The organism is Bacillus cereus group sp. BfR-BA-01316 (assembly GCF_022664195.1).
Classification (GTDB): domain Bacteria; phylum Bacillota; class Bacilli; order Bacillales; family Bacillaceae_G; genus Bacillus_A.
On the sequence record NZ_JAKUGX010000020.1, the window covers coordinates 17,342 to 40,058 of the forward strand.

Sequence of the window (22,717 nt, forward strand, 5' to 3'; positions counted from 1 at the left end):
AATGGGGTGGGCAAGACAACGCTTGTAGAATAAACATCTGATGAACACATGGCTCTATGCTAAGTGCAGGACATATCTCAATTCTGATAACCTAGAAAAGGAAGTGAGTCAGATTTTGATTGCCAATATTCATTCTCTTTTGTTATTCATGCATCGAATCCACCTTTTTGACAAAGGTCTTTCAAGCATGAATAACAAAAGAGAATTTGTATTTTTAAAACAATAGGGCTGGGAAAAAAGGAGAGATTCATGATGGGACAAAGTAACAAAGGCTTCTCCGAAACAGGGCTGCACAAAATGCGCAACATGCTGGCACGACATGTCGATTCCGGGAAGATTCCTGGGGTCGTCGCCTTAGTCAGCCGGAACGGTGAGACGCAAGTCGAAGCGCTCGGCACGATGCGCCATGATGGTGGTGCGCCGATGCGCCGGGACACGATCTTTCGGATGGCCTCGACGTCCAAGCCGCTTACGATTGCGGCGGCAATGATCCTGCTCGACGAGTGCAAGCTGCGGCTGGATGACCTGGTAGACACATGGCTACCGGAACTCGCTGACCGGCGGGTGCTGAAGCGGATCGACGGCCCGCTGGACGATACCGTGCCAGCGCGGCGGCCGATTACCGTACGGGACCTGCTGACTTCCACGTTCGGGCTCGGCATGGATATTACGTCGCTGGGCACTCCGATCATGAACGCGATCTTCGAGAAGGGGCTCACGCCCGATCTACCGGTGCCGATGCCCGAGCCGGATGAGTGGATGCGCCGCCTTGGCGAGCTTCCGCTGATGTACCAGCCCGGAGAGCGCTGGCAATACCATATCAGCAACGATCTACTCGGCGTACTCATCGCCAGGGTCACGGGCCAGTCGTTTGAGACGTTCCTGCGCGAACGCATCTTCGACCCCCTAGGCATGAAGGACACCGGGTTTCACGTGCCCGCCAACAAGATCGACCGGTTGCCCACCCTCTACGCCCCCGACCCACAGACTGGAGAGTTCATCGTGTGGGACGAGGCCAAGGGGGGACGCTGGAGCCAGCCTCCGGCGTTCCAGGGCGGCGGCGGTGGGCTGGTCTCCACCGTCGACGATTACAACGCTTATTTACGGATGCTGCTGAATCATGGGATGCACGAAAGCGAACGGATCCTGTCCCGGCCCGCCGTCCAGCTGATGACCACCAACCGCCTCACGCCCGAGCAGCAAGCAGCTCGAAACGCCATGGCCAAGGGCAACGTCCATGTGTCATTCGGCCAAGGGCAGCACGGTGGATGGGGCTTCGGGATGGCGGTGCGCACCTACCGTGGCGACTACGCGCCCATCGGCCAGTTCGGCTGGGACGGTGGAAGCGGCACCACGACCTACGCCGACCCGGACAACCAGCTCACCGGAATCCTGCTTACCCAGGTCGGGCTATCAGTCCCGAATTCCGCACGGCTTATCCACGACTTCTGGACCATGGTCTACCAGGCAATCGAAGACTGACACCGAGCCTGCGGTTCGTCGTTCGTTTAAAAAATTCGATCTTTTTTAATGGGTTAAAACTTCCTAAACGTTATAAATCCGCATAAACCTGACGCTACCCCTATAAACAATGATGCACGGGAACAGTTGGGCATTATTAATAAGAGCCAAATAAAAAATTCTCTTGGATGCAAGAGGATTTTTTTATTGGGAATAGTAAGGGTGAGGGGAGGTGCATTACATATGGGAAAAGGTAGAAGTAATAATGCTGGTAAAAAGCAACCGAATTTCGATGATTCATCTAATTTCGCTAAACAAAGCCAACCGACAGAAAAGAAGAAGAAATAGGAAAAGGAGCTCTCTTGATAAAGAGAGCTCCTTTTTAAGATATATTGACGTTTCAACACAACATATCGATTGCTAAACCAAATAGTCATAAGTGCAAGGCTTAAATTCCTGCGAATGGCAGCCAATTTAACATTATTATCCTGCTTTTTCTAATGCTTCTTGACGTTAACAAACATACTATGTAACAGCAAACGAAGCAAAAATAAGCCCGTTATTAGAGCACCTCATTCTCATTTTCAAGGATCTACATATACCTCCTTAACTCATTTGGATTGTACAAGTAAAAGAAGACATCTTAATTGATGTCTTCCTTTTATACTTAAGATTCCAGACTCTCACCATTCGTCTCAATTACTTCTTTATACCAATTGAAGCTGTTCTTCTTCGATCTTTTTAATGACCCTTTTCCTTCATTATCTTTATCAACGTATATATATCCGTAACGTTTTTTCATTTCTCCAGTAGAGGCACTTACAAGATCAATCGGTCCCCAGCTTGTATATCCGATAATATCTACTCCATCTTGGATTGCTTCTGACATTTCCGTCATATGTTTTTGCAAGTAATCAATACGGTAGTCGTCGTTTACTTCGTCTTCAGCATTTAATTGATCAATTGCACCAAGACCATTTTCAACGACAAATAAAGGTTTTTGATAGCGATCATAAAGTTGGTTCGCTGTAATACGGAAGCCTTTCGGATCAATCGTCCATCCCCACTCTGATTTTTCAAGATATGGGTTTTCAACAGAACCAAATACATTTCCGCTCGTTATACTTTTTAGCACTTCCGGATCCGTACTTGTTGCTCTACTTGCATAGTAGCTAAATCCAATATAATCAACGGTATACTCTTTCAAAATGGATTCGTCTTCTTTTTCCATTTCAATTGTTAAATTGTTATCTTTAAAGAATCGTTTCGCATACCCAGGATATGCTCCTCTCGCTTGTACATCAATGAAGAAGAATGATTCACGGTCTTGTTCCATCGCGCGTAAAACATCATCTGGATTACATGTATATGGATACGTCGCACCTGCAGCAAGCATACAACCAATCTTCGCATCTGGAATAATTTCATGACACGCTTTCACAGCTAAAGCACTTGCGACAAGCTGGTGATGCGCTGCTTGATACTGAATTTGTTTTTTATTCTCATCTTCTTTAAAAGCTAACCCTGCTCCCATGAAAGGTAAGTGTAAAAGCATATTAATTTCATTAAATGTCATCCAATATTTCACTTTATCTTTGTATCTATTAAAAATAGTTTTTGCATACGTTTCAAAGAAGCTCACAAGTTTTCTATTTCTCCAGCTTCCATACTTTTCTACTAAATGAACTGGAACATCAAAGTGAGCCATCGTAACGACTGGTTCAATGCCATGCTTCAAAAGTTCATCAAATAATTCATCATAAAACTGTAATCCTGCTTCATTCGGCTGTTCATCATTACCATTTGGGAAAATACGTGTCCAAGCAATAGATACGCGTAACGCTTTAAATCCCATCTCTGCAAACAGAGCAATATCTTCTTTATAACGATGATAAAAATCAATCGCTTCGTGTGATGGATAAAAATCCCCTTCTACCGGTGCAAAAGAATGAATATTCCCTTTCATAATGTCCCAACGTTTTTCGCCAGTTGGTAATAGATCAACCGTCGTTAATCCTTTTCCGTCTTCTAAATATGCTCCTTCAACTTGATTGGCCGCAATCGCTCCACCCCATAAAAATCCTTTAGGAAAAATAACTTTAGACATATATAAAAACTCCTTTATATAAGAATTAACGAGGAAAGGTATTACGATTTTCAAAGAATACCTTTCTTCGTTTGAACCTGTATGAAATATAACTACTATTTAACTCCTAACTCTAGTAAGGAATCTCCTGCTTGAATATTTTCTAATTCAATTTTCTTGATGCTATATTTATCATAATTTGTAACAACAACTGGTGTTGTCACAATATAACCCGCCTTTTGAATTTCAGCTATATTAAATTCAATAAGTAATTGTCCTTTTTCTACTCTCGCTCCTTGTTCAATATGAGAAGAGAAAAATTCCCCATCTAGTTTCACTGTATCCATCCCAATATGGATTAAAATTTCAGCACCTGAATCCGCCGTAATTCCTACTGCATGATTCGTTGGGAAAAGTGCAGAAATCGTACCTGATACTGGTGAAAACAACTTTCCTTCTGAAGGCTCAATTGCAACCCCTTCACCTAACGCACCGGATGCAAATGCAGCATCATCAATATTTTGGAGCGGCTTAACTACACCATGAAAAGGACTAAAGATTACTTCATCATGATTTGATGCAGCTATTTTATCAATTGCTTCAGCTGTTTCTGTAGATGTTTGCTTTTTAGTAAAACCAAATAAGTAAGTAAGAACAAAACCTATTACGAAGGATACAACCATCGCAATAATCGCTCCCCAAAATCCAGCCGTGATTCCTTCTTTCGGACTAATAAATGTTGGAAGCGCAAATATACCAAGTCCACCTGTCATAAATCCTTGTGTACCGAATACACCAAGTATTCCACCGCCAATTCCTCCCGCAATACAGCTCATAATAAACGGCTTTTTAAGAGGAAGTGTAATACCATAAATCGCCGGCTCTGTAACGCCGAAAATACCTGAAATAAAAGCTGGAATGCTTAGCGTTTTTAATTTCTGCTCTTTCGTTTTCATCCAAACCCCAAGAACAGCACCAATTTGAGCGAATGAAGCAGCAAATATGAGCGCTAGTATAGGATCGATACCGTGCACTGCTAAATTATTAAAGCCAATCGGAATGATTCCCCAATGAAGACCGAAAATAACAAGTACTTGCCAGAAAGCGCCAAGTAGCACACCTGCTACTAACGGGCTTAAATTATAAACCCAAAGTGTAACTTGTCCTAAAAATTGTCCTGCCCACGTCGCAATTGGGCCAATAACAAGAAATGTAACCGGTACAACGATTAGTAATGTAAAGAATGGTACTAAAAATGTTTTCACAACATCCGGAATAACTTTCTTTAAAGACTTTTCTACTTTCGATCCAAAATAAGCAGCGATGATAATTGGAATAACAGATGATGCATAACTCATCAAAATAACTGGTATTCCTAAAAACATAATATGAATTGGTGATTCAAACATCGTTCCTGCAAATAACGTATATAATGGTTCACTTGCTTGTAACCCTGATAAAGCTGGATAAACTAAAGAGCCCCCAATCGCCATACCAATAAACGGCGATCCTCCAAATTTCTTACTTGCTGTATACCCTAAGAAGATTGGGAAGAAATAAAATAACGAATCGCCTACCGCATTTAATATTTGATACGTTCCTGACTGAGTACTTAACCAACCTAAAGCTACAAATAGTGCATTAAATCCTTTAATCATCCCTGTTGCAGCTAATACTCCTAAAATAGGAGTGAAAATACTAGAAAGAATATCTATAAGACTGCTCTTTCCCTTCTCACCATCTGCTTCTTCTTCTTTTTCTAGAAATCCTCCAACCGAAACGACTGCTTTATATACATCAGACACATGATTACCAATAACAACCTGATACTGCCCACCGCTTTTCATAACAGTCACAACATCTTCCATATTTTTCAGTATTTCCGTATTCGCTTTCCCTTCATCTTTTAACTGAAACCGTAAACGCGTTATACAATGTACAACGCTATTTATATTTTCTCTTCCGCCTACATGTTTCAGTATGTCTTTTGCCAATTGTTCATACTTCATAGTAGTTCCCCCTCCTTACAATCATCCCATTTATCATTTATAAAAGAAAAAACCTAAACTAACTCTAACCGCGTGATACATACGAATCACTCAATTAGAAGTCAATTTAGGTTTTGCCTGCCAAACAGTAACAATCCCGTTTATTCAATTACATAATTCATTGCGTTTCGTTACACGATGAATGTGCAACGTTAAATAAACTTTTTCATCTTTTGAAAGATGACTATTATGTGCTTTTCGTAAGTATGCTTCTATTTTTTCTGTACAACAATACGCTTCATGATACTTACTTTTCACTTGCTCATATAAAAAATCATCATCTGCCGAATTTAATTCCTTCTGCATTAAACGCTGGGCAAAATATCGTAAATGCGTTACAAACCGACTATAATTAAATGAACTTTCATCTAAGTTCATCTTATAGTGGTACTTTACAACATTTAAAATATCTTGGACGATTTTCGTCATCGCCACCGTTTGCTGCATCGCCGGCTCTCCTTGCTGTGCATTAACAAAATGTAGTGCAATTGACCCTGCTTCATCTTCAGAAAGTTTAAACCCAGTCTCTTCTTCAATAATACGTAAAGCTTGTAGACCGATTTCAAACTCTTTCTGATAAAACCTCTTAATTTCCCAAAGCAAGGTATTTTTGAGATCCATTCCTTCTTTATGCCGCGTTAACGCAAAACTTAAGTGATCCGTTAACGTAAGATAAATATAATCACTTAAAGATCCCGGCAAAACTGTTTTAGCAAACTGAATAATTCTCTCTGTAATTTCTAAATTCTGTACAGGAATTTCAGTTAACAATCTAGCAAGTTTCTCTGATAATTCTTTTGTTTCTAAAACAAAGGTTTTTTCTATTTTAGATTCATCAATTGTGTCGCCTACTTTTTTCTGAAATCCCAAACCTCTGCCCATTAGTACTACTTCAGTTTCATTCTCCTTTTTCGTACAAACAACATTGTTATTTAAGATTTTGTGGATTCTCATATTGTTCCGCCTTCTTTTTCTTAAAGTCACAAAAGGTAATAAAAAAACCTAAACTGATTCCAAAAAACTACATATGTAGCCTCCTTGGATCAATTTAGGTTTTGCCTGCCGAACAGTAACAATCCTTTTAATTATTAACTTACCCTTATTATACACAAAGAGTAAGCGTTTGCAACGATAAATTATTGAACATTTTTTTACAAGGAAAAACAAATGCCACATCATTTTAAACAGGCATTTGTACTTTTTCAAGCTACTAACAGTTTATTAACTGTCGCTTTAATGCAATTAAAACTTTCTTTCTCTCTTCATAATCTTCCTCATCGGAACCTTGCTCAATTAATATAATCGCATGGCTGCGCACTTCTTCTTGAAGACAATCTTTCTCCAGTTGTATTGCCGCAAGACCGATAAATACTAAAGACATAATCTCTAAATCTTCATCAATATCGAACTCATCTAAATACTCAACAAATTATTCTTTCACATCGCAAGTAGTATCATCATCAAATAAAAAAGCCCTCATTACTAGAGCACCTCATTCCTATTTAAGGGGATCGCGTATACCTTCTTTCCTTAAAATGAGCAAAAACCCATTTACAAATCTATAAAAGTAGATATAATATCCTTATGGAACCTTTATTAATTTATAAAGCATTGTCAAATGAAACAAGATGTCAAATTTTATCATGGTTAAAAAATCCAGAAAACCATTTCGATGAAAAACCTTATCTAGAGCAAGGCCTTAACTTTCAAGTTGGAGTGTGTGTAGGAGATATCCAGCTTAAAACTGGCTTAGCCCAATCGGTTATTTCTAGTTATTTATTAACTATGAAAAAAGCAGGACTACTAGACTCTGACCGAATTGGAAAATGGACATACTATCGTCGAAATGAAAAAACAATACGAGAGTTTTCTGAATACGTTCAAAACGAATTATAAAATGAAGGCTAATAATCAATCTGCATATCAATTGATTATTAGCTTTCACATAATCTGCTTTTTTACAGGCATCCAATTACTTTTTTATAAAATTGCACTACCTATAAAAGCAAGAAACATAGAAAGGAGAATTTTTTTAACATATCATATCTAGTTATTTAGATATCTGTTATTGTGTTTCGAATTACATAATCCTAATAATATTGACATCCAATCATCCTTGTAATAATGCTTCTTTGTTAATGAATTCACTTTCAAAATACTGATACGAATGGAGAGTTTTATAAATGAAAAAAGTAAATCCTTTACTTATTCTGACACTCGCAATAGGTGTGTTCGGAATTATTACTACCGAGATGGGTATTGTCGGCGTATTACCACAAATCACTCAAAAATTCGGTATTTCAACTGCACAAGCCGGATTTTTAGTAAGTATATTCGCACTAGTTGTTGCTATTTCTGGTCCGTTTTTAATTCTGCTCGTCTCTAGTATTAATCGCAAAATAATTTTATTAACAGCAATTTTTACATTTGTTATTTCAAATATAATCTACGCTTATACAACACAATTTGAAATCATGCTTATTTTTCGTATTTTACCGGCAGCACTTCACCCACTCTTCTTTTCAATCGCTCTTGTAACAGCTGCTAAACTTGTCCCTCCAGAAAAAAGCGGTCAAGCGGTTACAAAAGTTTTTATGGGAATTACGGTTGGCTTTGCTTTAGGTGTACCACTAACCTCTTACCTTGCAGACCAATTTTCACTCGAAATTGCTTTCTTATTCGGAGCGCTTGTTAACGCCCTTGCATTCATTGGAATACTAATCTTCCTTCCTTCTATGCCTGTTAAAGAAAAAATGTCTTTCGGCAAACAAATTCGTATACTCAGCAAACCAGGATTATGGTTAAATATTTTAACCGTCACATTCCTTTTTGCAGCCATGTTTTCCGTATACAGCTACTTCGCCGAGTACCTTGCAAAAGTAACTTCCATGAATGGATCTCTCATCAGTATCATGCTATTCATATTTGGTATAGTTATGATTTTAGGTAATCATTTATTTGGTAGTCTCCTGCAAAAAAGCATAATAAACACCGTAATATCATTCCCTATTCTATATTCTGTTGTTTACATATTGGTTTATTATTTAGGTTCCTACCTTGTTCCAATGATTTTTATCGTATTCATTTGGGGAATCGTACATGCTGGTGGATTAATTGTTGGTCAAACATGGTTAATAAGCGAAGCAAAAGAAGTACCTGAATTTGGTAATAGTCTATTCGTTTCGTTCTCAAATCTCGGAATTACTCTAGGAACAACTATTGGAGGCTGGTTTATTTCAAACCTAGGTATTCACCAGCTTATTTGGAGCGGATTTATATTCACACTACTCTCATTTCTATTAATTATAATAAAACTAAAATTTTTCAATTCTAATAGCCAGGCTTCATTATCAAGCTAGTACATTTTCAGTTCCCAATTTGGATTTTATCCATAAAAAATCATAAAGTGAAACTATAATCAGTGGGGGGTTTGTTCATCTCCCACTGATTATTAGCCTTCACCAATCGGGCGTTTACGGGTAGCCCGCAAATAGCGGGATAAATTTTTATTAACTAAAAAGTATAATGCTCAAAGCCTTTAGCCATAATTACGACTAAAGGCTTTTTTGTATATAAAAATAAATCTAAAAGGAGCTAATTTTATGGAACATAATCAAAATGGAATACTTGCTTTAATTGTTTTTGTTTTAGGATTAGTGTTTTTTGTTAGTGGAATGGTTTATCATTTATGGGGTTCTTTTTAATTTCAACTTTTAGACAGATACATAATTCAAAAACTAAAACGTGTATTGTAATGATTGATATGGAATATTTCCAAAAACAACAAAATATAGATTTGAATTTTATTTCTCAATGAATAAAACAACTTAACATGGTAAAATAATATTTGGATGGGAGTCCAATACATATTATTAAAATTAAGATGGTTCAAGTCGGAGAAAGGCACCTTAGGGTGTCTTTTCTTTATTTTCAAAAGGACCTGCTCAATTATTGCGTAAAAAACATAAAGTAATTTGAATCCGTTAAAATACATGAGTGACCCCTTGTTTTCCCCTCTTATTAAAGGAGGAACTATTATGGGATTTGGTGGTAGTTGTGGCGGCTGTGGATTTTCTGGAGGCTTTGCTTTATTAGTTGTATTGTTTATTTTATTAATCATTGTTGGAGCTTCTTGCTTCTGCTAAAAAACTATCGGAAAAGACACTCTTATATGGGTGTCTTTTCTTTATAATAAAAAGCTCTCCATATTTTCAATAGCTACTTTCCTCGCTTTTAAAAACGTATTTGCAGCAGCAAACGTCCACATGAAATTATGATGTTCAATTTCATACATAATAATCGCACCGAGTATCGCGGCTGCAAACCGATTCATCATTCTAAGCAAGGGAAATATATCCCCACGCTTTACTTACCATAGTACAAAAAAGACATCTTAATTGATGTCTTCTTTTTATACTTAAGATTTCAGGCTCTCACCAATCAAAGCCTTTCTTTTTCGATCTTTTTTATGAGCCTTTTCCTTCATTTTTTTAGCCCTTCTTCAAATTCCATATAGACCCATTATTGGTTAAAATGTTATAATTGAATTATCCTACATAGTTACTCATAGTCAGACTGAGGAACTAACGTCTTATTAGCAATGCGCATAACTCAAATAAAAAAGACACTTTACTGTGTCTTTTTTATTTATATTCAATTCATTATTTTTTCATAGAAAGTATCTCTTTTATACACAAAATCTATCAAATGACAAAGGAGACTATCATATGGAACATCCTGTTGCAAGAGAACTGCGTTACATACGTGTATGCCTTATCATCTTGATTATTGTTGTTGCATTCTGGGACCGTGAAAAAGTTGTGGAAATTACTGATCATGGTAACGATTCTACCCCAAATATCAGTAATATGACCCAAATTGGTGAGAATACATTTGCAGACAAAGATAACTTTGGTCAAATTAAAATATTTAAGTTTAACCCTGATACAAACGACATATCACTCATTAAAGAATTTAATGCGGAAGAATATTACTCGGATACAGCTAGATAAAGTGAAACTTTAATCAGTGGGGGTTTTGTTCATCCCCCACTGATTATTAGCCTTCACCAATCGGACGTTTACGGACAGCCCGACTCCCACAAATAGCGGGATAAAGTAATATAGATCACAAAAGTATAATGAAAAGGAGCTAGTTTTATGGAACATAATAAAAATGGAATGCTTGCTTTACTTGTTTTATTTTTAGGATTAGTGTTTTTTGTTAGTGGAATGGTTTATCATTTATGGGGTTCTTTTTAATGGGATGATTGTAATCCTTCATAAAACGTACTAGTCCCTTTGACTAGCTGCTCTCCAATCACGAAAAGATGTCGGGCGTCCAGAATAAGCTCTTTGCTTTGTAGCAGCTGGTTTTTCCTCAAGAGTAGTTGATTTCCCTTCAACAGTAGCTGATTTTTCTTCAAGTATAGTTAATGCTATTTGTATTTTCTCCAGCTGTGCTCTCAAAGCTTGCTGCTCAATCTTTAAATCCGTAAGTAAACGTAATATCATCTCAGAATTAGCCATAACGATCTCCTTTCCCCAAATGCACAGAATAAAATACCATATGTAATAAGCGTAATACTCGGTATTTTAAGTTCGTCACCTCTCTTAAAATACCGAGTTCTTTTATTTTTTCAAAAGGACCTGCTCAATTCATCCGTAAAAACATAAAGTGAAATAAATCCATTAATATATGGACTTTATGGAAGGAGGAGTTAATATGGGCTATGGTGGAGGCTATGGTGGTAGTTGTGGTGGAGGCTGTGGTTTTGGCGGTGGATTCGCCTTACTTGTTGTGCTCTTTATTTTATTAATCATCGTTGGAGCTAGCTGTTGGGGCGGCGGATTAGGCTGCTAATAAGAGGCACTCTTGAGAGTGTCTTTTTTTTATTTCTCAATATGCAATTAACATATATGTGTTACTATCAAAGTGCGAGATTCCCTAAGCGTAATATAGTAGTTTACCAACTATGAAAGCCACTGTCACAAGAAAACAGTAGGCTTTTATTTTGTTATTTAATAAGATTAAAACAGGGATTATCATTTCCCCTCAGTAACATTTGAATTGCACATTTTAAAATTGACATAGAAATTCATTCACCATATACTGTTAACAACAGTATACTGTCATTAACAGTATATATTCCAATTCATTCTAGGAGGTATATTCATGAAACATACAGGAAGACATACAGGTGCATTTCTTTTGTTATTTTTAGCAGAAGGTGATAACTATGGCGGGCAACTACTTCAGAAATGTGAAGAAGAACTTCCGGTCAATCCAATCGATAGTGCCATCCTTTACCGCACGCTGAAGAAATTAGAAAACGAAGGTGCTATTGAATCTTATGTAAGTACATCCGTTCCAGATAAGCCGAGAAAGATGTACAAAATTACTACAGCCGGAAAAGAACAATTAGCAGATTTTCAAATGGATATTGAAGAAAAAATGAAAAACTTATCATTTTTCTTAGACAAATATAAAGACTTAAAGGAATCTAATCATGATTAATGGTGCTATCCTTTACACTTTGGCTATTATTCTTACGGGGATTTCTTTTATGAAGGATCGGAATAAAACGAAAGCTGCCCTATTAAAATCATGGAAAATATTTCAAAACCTTCTCCCTGCCATGCTCTCCATTATGCTTTTCGTTGGACTATCACTTTCTATCTTAACGCCGTCCTTCATCTCTTCCATCATTGGAGAACAGTCTGGATTCTTAGGTATTATTTATTCTGCAATACTCGGCTCCGTTGCACTTATCCCAAGCTTTGTCGTGTTCCCACTTGGTAATACGTTAGTACAGCACGGCGCAGGCCTTCCTCAAGTTGCGGCACTCATGTCTACATTAATGTCAGTAGGAATTACAACCTTGCCGATGGAACAAAAGATATTCGGACGAAGCTTTGCTTACGCACGTAATGCATCTGCATTACTCATGTCACTTCTATTCTCATATATCATTTGGGTGGTGATGGTATGAATGAACTAAAAAGATATCGCTTCTTTTTCATATTACTGTTTGGGCTCCTCTTATTAACTTTTATAAACCAATCTTTAGGATGGAGCGCATTAAAATTAACGGGAAATAGCATTTTAGATATGCTGTTTCTACTCCCCCCTGTCCTAATATTTGTAGGGTTACTTGATCAGTGGGTGAAGAAAGAAACACTAATGAAATATATGGGAGAAAAGTCCGGCATATATGGAATCTTATTCTCCCTATTATTAGGCGGAATTGCAGCTGGTCCCCTCTACATCGCCTTTCCGATTGCAGCACTACTATTAAAAAAAGGCGCAAGCATTAGGTACATCGTATTTTTCTTAGGCGTTTGGACAACTGCGAAATTACCAATTATGGTGTATGAATTTTCTTCATTCGGAGCTACCTTTACACTCATTCACATTTGCTTTGGTCTATCGTTCTTCTACGTAATGGGCATTATTTTTGAGAAGTTTTATGATCAAAAGCAATTGTTGCAGTATGATATAACGAAAGAAATGTAGAAAGGCATCTTTACGAGATAAAGATGTCTTTTTATATGAACCTTAATTCTCGTTCTGTAAAACCCCCGCTGCCTTTACTTCCTTTTTCTCTTCTTTTAAGAACAATGATACGATAAAAGCAATATCGATAAAAAAAGCCCATATGAAATGGGCTTTTTTGCACACTATTTATTCTCTTTTAACTTCTCTAACTCTCGCTGTACTTCTTCTTGCAAATTTTGATCTAACACTTCTTGTTGATTAGGAGACTTCAAATTATAAAAATAGTTACTAGCAGCTGTTTCTGCTTCTAGTTTTTGCACATACGATTCAATACGCGCAAAGCCTTTCGCTGCACTTTCTGTATGGAACGAATCAATCGCTCTGTTGCTTTCTTTTATCGCTTGCGCCGCATTTAACCGCGAAACAAGAACTAGTTCTTTATATTGCAACTCTCCATATTTCTTTTGCAATTTGTCAATTTGTTCATAAAGCATCGCTGTTTGCTCTTTTGTTATTTCGTACTGCTTACGATATAGTTCCGCTTTTTTCTCATTTACAATCTTTTCTTGCAGGGCTAACTGCGCCATATGATCTTCTTCGCGTGATACTGCAAGCTCAGCTTGGCGAATTCTTTTTGCAATAAGAGCATCCGTTTCTGAAATTAATGCTTCATATTTCTTTTCTAAATAATATTGATGAGAAAGTGCTTTTTCAGCCTTCGTAATTTGCTGTTCTGTTTCACGAAGATAGTGCTTTAACATGTTAATAGGTTTTTCTATCTTATCTAACGTTTGATGCACATCCGCCACTACAATATTTTTAATACGTTTTAAAATACCCATTACTACTTCTCCTCCTTACGAATATTGCGTTCCCATTGATCTAAAATATCTACTTGTTTTTGTACTTGAAAGTCGCTGTATACATCTATATCAGTTGCCGTTCTTTTTTCTTTTAATTTTTTATATGCCCAAACAATCATTGCAACAAATGCAATCATCGGAAGGACTGGTAATAAACCAATAACTAGGAGCAATATGCCTGTCCATTTTTTAACCGTATTCCCTTCAGACTTACGAATCATGAACCAGCCGAAAAGAACAAGTCCAAACGCTAAGAGGAATGGTATAAAGAATAAACCTTCAAACTCTTTTTCATGGTGTTTTTCATGATGCTGATTTCGCTCAAATTTATTAACCTTTTCTTTTTGTGTAACGAAAGCTTCCCTTTCTTTATCGTGAGAAACAGTATACGCCGCTTGCTTATGTTTCTCATGATCCCACCTTTCAAACTTCATACTATGTAATCCAAACAATAGTAATGCCAGAAGTAACGGAAGGATCAAAATCCATTTTAACCAACGCAATTTTTTACGTTTATTCTTTTTCATCTGCTCACCACCATCTATCATTCGTTTTGAGATAAGTAAAAAATGTATTACCTCCCTTTACCTTTGATACATATGAGTGTAAAACTTAGACGTGAGAAGAGGATGAAAGAAACATGATGAATATATGAGAAATATCTAAAAATTTCCTCATAATTATTCCAAAACGAAAGAACCCAACTTCTCCATATAAAATAGAGAAATTGGGTTCTTTTTTCATTATTTCTATTTACTTTAGAAACTCACATACCAATCTTCTTGTATAGAAATAATAAAGTTGTTTAATTTACAATAAAGTCGTTTAAAAGAAAGCAGAGAAGTTAGGTGGGGAATCAACTGCCCGCAAATGTCCGATTGGTTCAACTAATAAGTCAGTTTAATTCTTTTTATAATATACATGAAAAAGTCCAATCAGAATAAAACAAATGGAGAGGGTTAGTAATTTCTGGAAACGAGTTGAATTAAGCAGGAAATCATTTTGAAATTGACACAAAAAAGAACTTGGAGAGTTTCCAAGTTCTTTCTCATTTGTTCCTATTCAATTTTCTCTATGTCACTTGCAAGTATCATAAATGGTTTCGTTGTACCTCCGCTTACGTTTTTAAAAGAGGTTTCCATAAGAGGTAATCCTATGAATTCTACATTATCCTCTTTTAATAAATCTGTTTTTTCTATATATAAGACATCGTAGTCTACCTGTGCCTCATTATTGAACAAATGAATAAGTGTAAAAGTCTTGTTTAAATTCTCATCTTTTATTTCTTGGATGCTAATAATTGCACCTTTGTCCTTATACATTGTCCCAGAATATTTTTCAATGTCTTTTTCCAAATAACGATAGTCAATGCTTGAATCCACAAGCTTCTGAGATGCTTCCTTATCATGATTCATAAACATATCAAGATTCTTTTCAATAAATTGTAACGAATCTTTAGTGATTGAAGTTCCTTTACTATCATCCACTTCTCGATGTTGGGAATCTACATATGAGGCAAAATCTCCAATTAATTTTGCGGTTTCCGATGCTTTGAAACTTGTTCCAGTGTTTGCATTATCACTACAACCAGTTAATGTTACCAAGATTATAAAAAGGGCGATGAATAAGACCTTTCTCATGTTGTTTCCTCCTGCTTCCTTTTAAGTCAACTTATATTATATATGGTAATTATCAAATGTAACAACTATTAATCATTGGTTTCTGTTTACTTGTAGAACAATTCTTTGCGTTAAAATATACTTAAAAAGTTAGACGCATTATTCCATTTCTACAGCAATCCATATAAAAGAAGGATTTTAATAGTGTTACAATGGTTTGAATTGAGACCCTATGTATGTCGTTTTTCACATGATTTGGCGACTGCATGAGAACGTATGTTCTGATTTTACAAAAAAGAGAGAAGCCGAATGACTATTTTAATTTTCATATTTGATGATGTAAATAAAAGAGAACAACAAGTAAATTTAACAAAACATTATAAAATGACCAACAAATTGTATGCTAATTTGTTGGTCATTTTTGTTTAATATAAAGATGTTTTCGTAATATTTATGGTTAATTTGTCGTACAATTCGTATATAAAAGTATAGGCGTACAATAATCAAAGTAACCCTATATATTACATTACATGATTACAAATTGGAATTTATCCTAAAATAGGAATCGTTTAAAAAGCTTACTTTAACTAACGGGTACTTCAATTAAATAACTTTATTATTCATTTTTGAGGGGAAACAGAATTGAATACATTTAAAATGACACAACTTTAAAAAGCCTTGTTACATAAGAAGGGTAGCAAGGCTCTTATTTTTACACTGATAAATTAAACAACTTTATTATCTCTGCACACTTCTTCAAATCCGAACTTTCAATGATTGAATGAGAATATCCACCTTTCCCACCTCGTTCATACGCTAACCTGATACTTGTTCTTCCGGCAAAAGTGGTTGCAAAGTAGCTTGGTATGTTGTTAAATAGGAATTTTTAAATAGCCTCTTCATTATGAAGAAAAAAGCGTCGATAAATTTTTGTTCCAAATATTCAGAATTAATATTAAAATAAACAATGGAGCTACGGGTATTACAAATTATACATAACGAGGGACTAGAAATGAAAATACAATTAAAAGCTGATTTAATGCTACTACTAGTTACATTTTTTTGGGGTGCATCCATCCTACTTACAAAGCTTGGACTTGATGACATAGAAGAATATAATTTAATCGCATTACGATTTATTATTGCCTTTCTTTTATCAGGTTTAATATTTTACAAACACTTATTCAAAATTGATTTTAAAACTGTAAAATATTCTTTTATACTAGCTTCCGTTTTATTTATCGTCTATATTTTCGCGACTTTCGGTACAAAGTATACAAGCGTTTCTAATGCTGGTTTCTTACTATGTCTCACGGTCATTTTCATTCCGATATTATCAGCTATATTTTTAAAACACATTCCTGAAAAGAAAGTTATATTAGGAATTGTGTTAACGATAATAGGAATCGGATTACTAACATTAACTAGTGAATTCAAGATCGGTAACGGCGATATATTTTGCATACTGTCTGCCTTATTTTATGCGATTCACGTCATCATTACTGGAAGCGTAACAAAACATGTGAATTCAATTGCACTTGGGGTAGTACAACTCGGTTTTGTCGGCCTATTTAGTCTTATTTTTTCATTAGTGATGGAAACCCAAAAACTTCCTGGTACTACTGACTCATGGCTAATCATCTTAGCCTTAAGCATATTTTGCACAGCGGTCGCATTCATTGTTCAAGTTATCGCCCAGCAATACACTACGCCCACACATACAGGTCTTATATTTTCATTAGAACCTGTCTTTTCAGCAGGATTCGCCTTCTTCTTCACAGGCGAAACGCTCACAGGGAAAGGATACTTAGGGGCGACGCTTATATTAGTAAGTGTGTTGATTGCTGAGGTGGATTTTAAGGGGTTGTTGAGGCCTAATTATAAAAAGAATGTGGAATAGGTAACTACACACATCTGCGGTTCATTAGAAAAAACAAATACCCGACTATTATTCCATATAATAGTCGGGCATTTAGATTTTCAACCTATTGTTTTACATAGACTAGATGAACTGCATGTAACAGTTCCCCTTCATTATGCGGAAACTAGCTTTTTCTCTTTACGCAAAATTCCCATTAGCCCGCCGATTAATAGGAGAACGGCCGGTAAAATATAAAAGAAAGAAATACAAATTAATCCACCAACTGCAGCGATTGTCATCATCGCACCGCCAAGCTTTGCTCTACTCTTCACTACAACAGATCCACAAATCCCTACTATAGAGAGAAGAACACTTCCCCATCCTAAACCGATAAGTGTATTCGCTCCATCCGCATCTAAAGCAGAACCAAGTCCACCAATAAATAACGCAATAAACGCGCATAAAATACCGAAAATGCCACCAATAAGTCCTAATACAAATTCTGTTGTACGTTTCATTTTGAATATCCGCTCCTTACTTCATTCCTATTTGTGTTTTACCTACAGCAAATTTCCGGCGACATTATCCCATATACTTGCTCCAAAGTCTCCGTTGCTATTTTTATCCAACTAGCGACAATCAGTTTCATACTCCAAACGCCGCAACCGTATACTCGTATGTATCCCCGCCTTTCCCTGTTACAGAATCACCTGTCTTACTATGACAGACTACTAAACTGAATACCACAGCACTCCCTCAAACAAGTGTCCTTACCTTTTTTATATTCAACTACCTTCCATTACATATAAAGTAAGATTCCCAAGCCAATCTTAACAAAGCTCCGGCTCAAATTTTGTCGCATTATGTCACAAGAAATAAAAAAGGAGCAACACTAAATATCGCTCCCTTTTAATGGGATAAACGCTTCTCCCACTCTTTCACCTTTTCAATTGTTACACCTAATTTCTTAGCTACTTCTTCTATACTCATTCCCTTAAAGAGCATTCCAGCTGCTGAAAGAGCTTTATCTATTTCTTCTTGCTTCTCTTGCTCATATAAACGACCCACTTTAGTCATCCGTAACCATCCCTTTACCTTTTTATATGCCTTCTTCTATTCTATCATCCACTTTCCACAAACCGCCCAATCTCCTTCAAAAATCTCAGCTTAAAACTGCCCACAGGTCCATTCCGATGCTTCGCCACATGGATCTCCGTCATCTCTTTCTGCATCGTTTCTTTATCGTAATAATCCTCTCGATACATAAGCATAATAACATCCGCATCTTGCTCAATTTGTCCCGTCTCTCTTAAATCAGATAAAAGAGGACGCTTATCTTGCCGTGACTCTACAGAACGAGACAATTGCGACAACGCCACTACACAAACATTCAAATCACGCGCTAACAACTTAAGCTTACGAGAAATCTCACTAATCTCTTGAAACCGATTGCCCTTATGCTTCGGATCGCCCGTAATAAGCTGCAAATAATCCACAATAACTAAAAGCTTTTTATCACCGTGCTTCCGCTTTAACTTACGAGTCTGCATCCAAATATCCTGCATCATAACACCGGCCTTATCATAAATCTCAAGAGGCAACTCACCAATCTCCGCAAACGCCTTACTCACCTTTTCCCAGTCTTCTACCGTAAAACGATGCTTCGGATTTTTCAGCCTACCTCCTGACACTTCGCCCGCGCAAGACACCATCCTTTTTAACAATTGCTTACTACTCATCTCTAATGAAAACAACCCAACCGCCGCTCCAGACTTCGCCGCATGCAGTGCAATATTTAACGCAAACGCCGTTTTCCCCATAGAAGGACGCGCACCAAGAACGACAAAATCACCTTCCTGCAATCCGCACGTCATCTTATTTAACGACTTATAACCAGTCTCAATACCAGTATTCTCTTTCGTATCTTGATGAAGCTCCTCATATAGCCCAACTAAAGCATCCTTCAAATCAAACTCACATACATAGTCCTTTTCCTCTAACTCACAAAGCGCCGTAATCGTCTCGCCAATAATTTTTTCATCCTTCTCCGCAATAAGACGCTCTCCCATCTTGTGCCCGAGAACGCCAGCCTGATACATTTTCCATGCACCTCGAACAAGCCCCTCATAATAAGAAAAGTTGGCAGTTGTAGGCACTCCTTCCATTAATGCTATAAAATACTCCATTCCCCCGATCCCATTCAAAAAATTCGGATCTACCCTAGAAATGAACGTTACAAGATCAATCGGTTGCCCCTCTTCTTCCATTTTTCGCATTAACTGAAATATAGACTTGTGCACTGGCATAGAAAAATACTGCTCCGTCAAACGGCACTCCTTAATAAGCTCTCCATCAATTAAAAGAGAACCTAACACCGTCTTTTCCGCCTCCACATTTTGAATACTCATGGCCGCCACCCGCGTTCAGTTAAGAACCGCTGCAACTCTTCCTCTGACAGCGCATTCTTCTCCCACTCCTCGCACCTCGTCAAAAACTCCTCCGTCTCCCCGGTACTAACAGACGACTCTTTCTTTCGAAAATTCGCCGTATCTGCCTCAACCTCAGACACCTTCGTAAATCCTTTCCCGTGCCACCCCCTCAAAATCCCCTTCACATAAGCAACCGTCCGCTTATTATTCTCATACGCAATTTGAAGAGCCTTCAGCACAAGCTCCTCTGATAAATCAACCATCCACGCACTCAGTTCCTCTACCGTATGAGGAGACAAACTACCAAAATGTTGCTCGTAAAAAGAAAACACGCGACTTCCCGTCTCTTCCTCTATAACCTCTTCTTCCACCTCTTCACAAATCGGATCAACATCATGAACGGCCAAATCACCAGGCATACCGAAATGAGCTAAAAGCATCGGAACACTCAGCTCCTCCTCCGCACACTTCTGAAGAAACATATGTACAAACTCCTTATTCTTCACACCCTTAAGCTCACGAAGCACACACTTCTCCACATTCGTATTCGTCACAGGATTATAACGAAGCCAATTTAAAATAAATAACTCCCTCGTCTCCGCATCATAAAGAATCTTTCCATAATCAATGAAGCGCTGCACCAACTTATCAACCGTCTCCCTGTTATAACCCGTCTCCATCTCAGCTAACCGCTTCGGAAACGGAAAAATCCCGCACTGCGTCGTCTTCGAACAAGTTAACAAATACACATAAAAATACCGCTCCTCCGGCGTCAAATCCAAAACAAAATCATCCTGCCAAAAATTCACCTGCACATTACGATACACCGCCATCCCAATTCCTCCCGTCCTCATTCAAAAGTAAAAATTTCTTCTTTGTACTATATATAGGAAGGAGGGGTGGGTTTTTGGCGTGTTATTTCAAATTTTTTTGACTACTACTACTACTACTACGGTGTTTGTTCTTGTAGTTGTTTTTGTTTTGTTTTTTCTTAGTGATTTATTACTTGGGAGGGGCTTGGGAGGGGTATGGAAGGGGTATGGAAGGGGCTTAGTGTGGGTTAGTTTGATTAGGAAGGTTTTGTTTTGGAAGGTGCCTCTTTCGTCTTTTTAGTATCTTAAAATCATTCGCTCTCTTTGCACTACCTACAACAATAAATTTATAAGTTAAGTAATCGTACAAATTACCTTTTGAATATCCATTAATAAAACCCTAAAACAAGTAGGTGGTTTATTTTGAAATTTAAAAACATCCCTTTAGAACATATTAAACTAGAAGATGAATTCCGAAAGAATTTAGAAGATTTTAGTCTTGCTACAAACATTAAACAAAATGGATTAATAGAACCACTTATTGTAGAAGAAAAAAATTCTAATTGTTTTATATTAGTCGAAGGTTATCGTCGTTTTTGGGCTTTAAAACATTTAAATATTCCATTCGTAACATGCAAAGTGGAAAAACTCACCTCAAAAGACTCTAGAGTTCTAAATCGTCTCCGTATTGAATTAAAATACAAGAAAAAAACAGGCTATGAGCTAGAACGAATGATTAGTTTTTTACTTGATTATGGTTACACAGAAGAAAATATAGCTAAGCAATGTAACATACAAAAAAAGACTGTAAAAAAATACATTAATGGCAAAGATGTTAACATTCACTGGAAAATTAGAGCGGAACAATCTGGAGCTGGAAGACATGGATTAACTGAGATCCATCATTTGACAAATATACATCCTGAAAATAAAGAATACGTAGCTGATATTTATATTAAACGTGGAATAAATGCTAACAATATAGAAGATATAAAAAAATTAACCACATTAGATGCATTTAATAAATCCCCCAAAAATATCCAAATGAATTGCATTAACGATATGATCAACGATAAGAATTTAGATAATGAGAGACTTAAAGATATTGTTTTTACAAGATCATTAAAACAACAATACACTCTCTCAATACATCAGTATGTATTTGATAAAGTTCTTCATCTATTTGATAAATTAACAGATATTTGCTGTCATAACTTGGTTAATCACCTTACCCCCATTCAAAAGAAGGATTTACAAAGAAAAATAAAAATACTTTCTAATAAAATTGGGTTATCTCCTACTTCACCCACTCCTCCCCAAAAAACATTTTCCACTTCTATTAAAAAGTATCAAGAACATACAATATTAGTTAACATCAATAAAAAGTCCTAAAATCCTGCTCGAAACGGTAATCTATTCTATTTTTCTGAAAAAACATTGCCATATTATCTAGATTTTATCAGTTAATAAAACAGCAACGCCTATTTAAGCGTTGCTGTCCTTCTTTCAAAATATGTATGAAGACGATATTCACATATCTCCTTCGTCCATTCAAATAAAATTTCTTCATCTTCTTTTCTAACATCCATATTTAGAGAAAATAAGTTTTCATCAAATGATAGTAAGCCTTTCGAACTACCAATCCATTTTGTCATTGGCATTGTAGCGATTAGTTTACTAACTTTTTCTTCATCATATTCCCACATACGTTGCGTTTGCTTATCGCTAAAATCAATTCGCTTACGGTACTCTTTTTCCATTAAGAATTTATGGAAGAATGGTGCAACTTTTTCTGGTGAGATAGGATGGTACCCTCTCTTTCCCGCATTGTAACATCGCTAACAGTAACAGCATTTTATAGCTTTTTTCCATTCCTGTCTTTTCAATTTCTTGTAACCACGCTTCAATTTAAACAACACATTACAATCCAATAAATAAGGCCGTATCAAAAGCATACTCCGATGTCATTTTGATACAGCCTTATCTTATCTACTAATGCTACTATCCCTTTAATCATTTTAGGGGCATAAAGGCATTAGAA

At 36.8% G+C, this 22,717-nt stretch carries 22 protein-coding genes and 3 pseudogenes; 11 read left to right on the top strand and 14 right to left on the bottom strand.

Translation table 11 applies throughout. The annotated features are described in order from the left end of the window. Positions 1 to 252 precede the first annotated feature (252 nt). Positions 253 to 1,482 (top strand): serine hydrolase domain-containing protein, encoded by a 1,230-nt coding sequence (locus tag MR071_RS15745; RefSeq protein WP_242236915.1) that lies wholly within the window; start codon positions 253 to 255, stop codon positions 1,480 to 1,482. 646 nt (positions 1,483 to 2,128) lie between these two features. Here MR071_RS15745 and MR071_RS15750 read toward each other — a convergent pair. The 4 genes and pseudogenes from MR071_RS15750 to MR071_RS15765 all read right to left on the bottom strand — a co-directional run bounded on the left by MR071_RS15750 (position 2,129) and on the right by MR071_RS15765 (position 7,075). After that, the gene (locus tag MR071_RS15750) at positions 2,129 to 3,568 is read right to left on the bottom strand and encodes a 6-phospho-beta-glucosidase (protein ID WP_242236782.1); all 1,440 of its coding nucleotides are present in this window, start codon (positions 3,566 to 3,568) and stop codon (positions 2,129 to 2,131) included. A 95-nt stretch (positions 3,569 to 3,663) separates the two neighbouring features. Next, positions 3,664 to 5,556, bottom strand: a complete 1,893-nt coding sequence (locus MR071_RS15755; protein ID WP_242236784.1) for a beta-glucoside-specific PTS transporter subunit IIABC — start codon at positions 5,554 to 5,556, stop codon at positions 3,664 to 3,666. A gap of 144 nt (positions 5,557 to 5,700) precedes the next feature. Then, positions 5,701 to 6,549, bottom strand: a complete 849-nt coding sequence (licT, locus tag MR071_RS15760; RefSeq protein WP_242236787.1) for a BglG family transcription antiterminator LicT — start codon at positions 6,547 to 6,549, stop codon at positions 5,701 to 5,703. A 256-nt stretch (positions 6,550 to 6,805) separates the two neighbouring features. After that, a pseudogene (locus tag MR071_RS15765) lies at positions 6,806 to 7,075 on the bottom strand (MarR family transcriptional regulator). Positions 7,076 to 7,179: 104 nt separating this feature from the next. Here MR071_RS15765 and MR071_RS15770 point away from each other — a divergent pair. The 3 genes from MR071_RS15770 (at position 7,180) to MR071_RS15780 (ending at position 9,740) form a co-directional block, all read left to right on the top strand. Next, on the top strand, positions 7,180 to 7,491 hold the full coding sequence (locus MR071_RS15770) for an ArsR/SmtB family transcription factor (RefSeq protein ID WP_002011018.1): 312 nt from the start codon (positions 7,180 to 7,182) through the stop codon (positions 7,489 to 7,491). Between the two features lie 287 nt (positions 7,492 to 7,778). After that, on the top strand, positions 7,779 to 8,954 hold the full coding sequence (locus MR071_RS15775) for an MFS transporter (RefSeq protein ID WP_242236790.1): 1,176 nt from the start codon (positions 7,779 to 7,781) through the stop codon (positions 8,952 to 8,954). A gap of 678 nt (positions 8,955 to 9,632) precedes the next feature. After that, positions 9,633 to 9,740: a YjcZ family sporulation protein gene (locus MR071_RS15780; protein WP_000505673.1), complete on the top strand. Its 108-nt coding sequence runs from the start codon at positions 9,633 to 9,635 to the stop codon at positions 9,738 to 9,740. Positions 9,741 to 9,844: 104 nt separating this feature from the next. Here MR071_RS15780 and MR071_RS25825 read toward each other — a convergent pair. Further along, positions 9,845 to 9,943 (bottom strand): annotated as a pseudogene (locus tag MR071_RS25825) (ATP synthase I); the annotation flags it as partial. A gap of 379 nt (positions 9,944 to 10,322) precedes the next feature. Between MR071_RS25825 and MR071_RS15790 the strand changes: the two are divergent. Further along, positions 10,323 to 10,607, top strand: coding sequence for a YmzC family protein (locus tag MR071_RS15790; protein ID WP_242236793.1), 285 nt, complete (start codon positions 10,323 to 10,325; stop codon positions 10,605 to 10,607). 279 nt (positions 10,608 to 10,886) lie between these two features. On the opposite strand, the gene MR071_RS15795 is transcribed toward MR071_RS15790, so the two are convergent. After that, positions 10,887 to 11,123 (bottom strand): preprotein translocase, encoded by a 237-nt coding sequence (locus MR071_RS15795; protein WP_242236796.1) that lies wholly within the window; start codon positions 11,121 to 11,123, stop codon positions 10,887 to 10,889. A gap of 196 nt (positions 11,124 to 11,319) precedes the next feature. Here MR071_RS15795 and MR071_RS15800 point away from each other — a divergent pair, with 196 nt between their 5' ends. From MR071_RS15800 to MR071_RS15815, 4 genes are all read left to right on the top strand, one after another. After that, positions 11,320 to 11,457, top strand: coding sequence for a YjcZ family sporulation protein (locus tag MR071_RS15800; RefSeq protein ID WP_242236799.1), 138 nt, complete (start codon positions 11,320 to 11,322; stop codon positions 11,455 to 11,457). Between the two features lie 312 nt (positions 11,458 to 11,769). Continuing rightward, entirely contained in the window at positions 11,770 to 12,111 is a 342-nt protein-coding gene (locus MR071_RS15805; protein WP_002159060.1) for a PadR family transcriptional regulator, read from the top strand. Further along, complete coding sequence (locus MR071_RS15810; RefSeq protein WP_242236801.1) at positions 12,104 to 12,586, top strand: hypothetical protein; 483 nt, start codon at positions 12,104 to 12,106, stop codon at positions 12,584 to 12,586. Before MR071_RS15805 ends, MR071_RS15810 begins: the two co-directional genes overlap by 8 nt. Further along, positions 12,583 to 13,110: a permease gene (locus MR071_RS15815; protein WP_142395864.1), complete on the top strand. Its 528-nt coding sequence runs from the start codon at positions 12,583 to 12,585 to the stop codon at positions 13,108 to 13,110. The genes MR071_RS15810 and MR071_RS15815 overlap by 4 nt, the downstream gene beginning before the upstream one ends. Before the next feature lie 164 nt (positions 13,111 to 13,274). Here the strand turns inward: MR071_RS15815 and MR071_RS15820 are convergent, their stop codons facing one another. The 3 genes from MR071_RS15820 to MR071_RS15830 form a co-directional block, all read right to left on the bottom strand. Next, a complete protein-coding gene (locus tag MR071_RS15820; RefSeq protein ID WP_242236804.1) occupies positions 13,275 to 13,934 on the bottom strand; it encodes a PspA/IM30 family protein in 660 nt (219 codons plus the stop codon). A gap of 2 nt (positions 13,935 to 13,936) precedes the next feature. Then, the gene (locus MR071_RS15825) at positions 13,937 to 14,482 is read right to left on the bottom strand and encodes a hypothetical protein (RefSeq protein WP_242236806.1); all 546 of its coding nucleotides are present in this window, start codon (positions 14,480 to 14,482) and stop codon (positions 13,937 to 13,939) included. 531 nt (positions 14,483 to 15,013) lie between these two features. Beyond that, complete coding sequence (locus tag MR071_RS15830) at positions 15,014 to 15,595, bottom strand: hypothetical protein (protein WP_242236809.1); 582 nt, start codon at positions 15,593 to 15,595, stop codon at positions 15,014 to 15,016. Between the two features lie 991 nt (positions 15,596 to 16,586). Here MR071_RS15830 and MR071_RS15835 point away from each other — a divergent pair. Beyond that, positions 16,587 to 17,474, top strand: a complete 888-nt coding sequence (locus MR071_RS15835; protein WP_242236812.1) for a DMT family transporter — start codon at positions 16,587 to 16,589, stop codon at positions 17,472 to 17,474. A 134-nt stretch (positions 17,475 to 17,608) separates the two neighbouring features. Here MR071_RS15835 and MR071_RS15840 read toward each other — a convergent pair whose 3' ends face one another. From MR071_RS15840 to MR071_RS15855, 4 genes are all read right to left on the bottom strand, one after another. Beyond that, positions 17,609 to 17,953: a DUF4064 domain-containing protein gene (locus tag MR071_RS15840; protein WP_105585690.1), complete on the bottom strand. Its 345-nt coding sequence runs from the start codon at positions 17,951 to 17,953 to the stop codon at positions 17,609 to 17,611. Positions 17,954 to 18,344: 391 nt separating this feature from the next. Continuing rightward, positions 18,345 to 18,512: a MerR family transcriptional regulator gene (locus MR071_RS15845; RefSeq protein WP_105585691.1), complete on the bottom strand. Its 168-nt coding sequence runs from the start codon at positions 18,510 to 18,512 to the stop codon at positions 18,345 to 18,347. A 44-nt stretch (positions 18,513 to 18,556) separates the two neighbouring features. Then, positions 18,557 to 19,843 carry a replicative DNA helicase gene (dnaB, locus tag MR071_RS15850; RefSeq protein ID WP_242236815.1) on the bottom strand — a complete coding sequence of 429 codons (1,287 nt, stop codon included), beginning with the start codon at positions 19,841 to 19,843 and terminating at the stop codon, positions 18,557 to 18,559. After that, complete coding sequence (locus MR071_RS15855; protein WP_242236817.1) at positions 19,840 to 20,697, bottom strand: DnaD domain-containing protein; 858 nt, start codon at positions 20,695 to 20,697, stop codon at positions 19,840 to 19,842. The genes dnaB and MR071_RS15855 overlap by 4 nt, the downstream gene beginning before the upstream one ends. A gap of 402 nt (positions 20,698 to 21,099) precedes the next feature. On the opposite strand from MR071_RS15855, the gene MR071_RS15860 reads away from it, so the two are divergent. After that, a complete protein-coding gene (locus MR071_RS15860) occupies positions 21,100 to 22,068 on the top strand; it encodes a ParB/RepB/Spo0J family partition protein (protein ID WP_242236821.1) in 969 nt (322 codons plus the stop codon). An 89-nt stretch (positions 22,069 to 22,157) separates the two neighbouring features. Here the strand turns inward: MR071_RS15860 and MR071_RS15865 are convergent. After that, positions 22,158 to 22,581: pseudogene (locus MR071_RS15865) on the bottom strand (DEAD/DEAH box helicase family protein); the annotation flags it as partial. Positions 22,582 to 22,717: the final 136 nt, after the last annotated feature.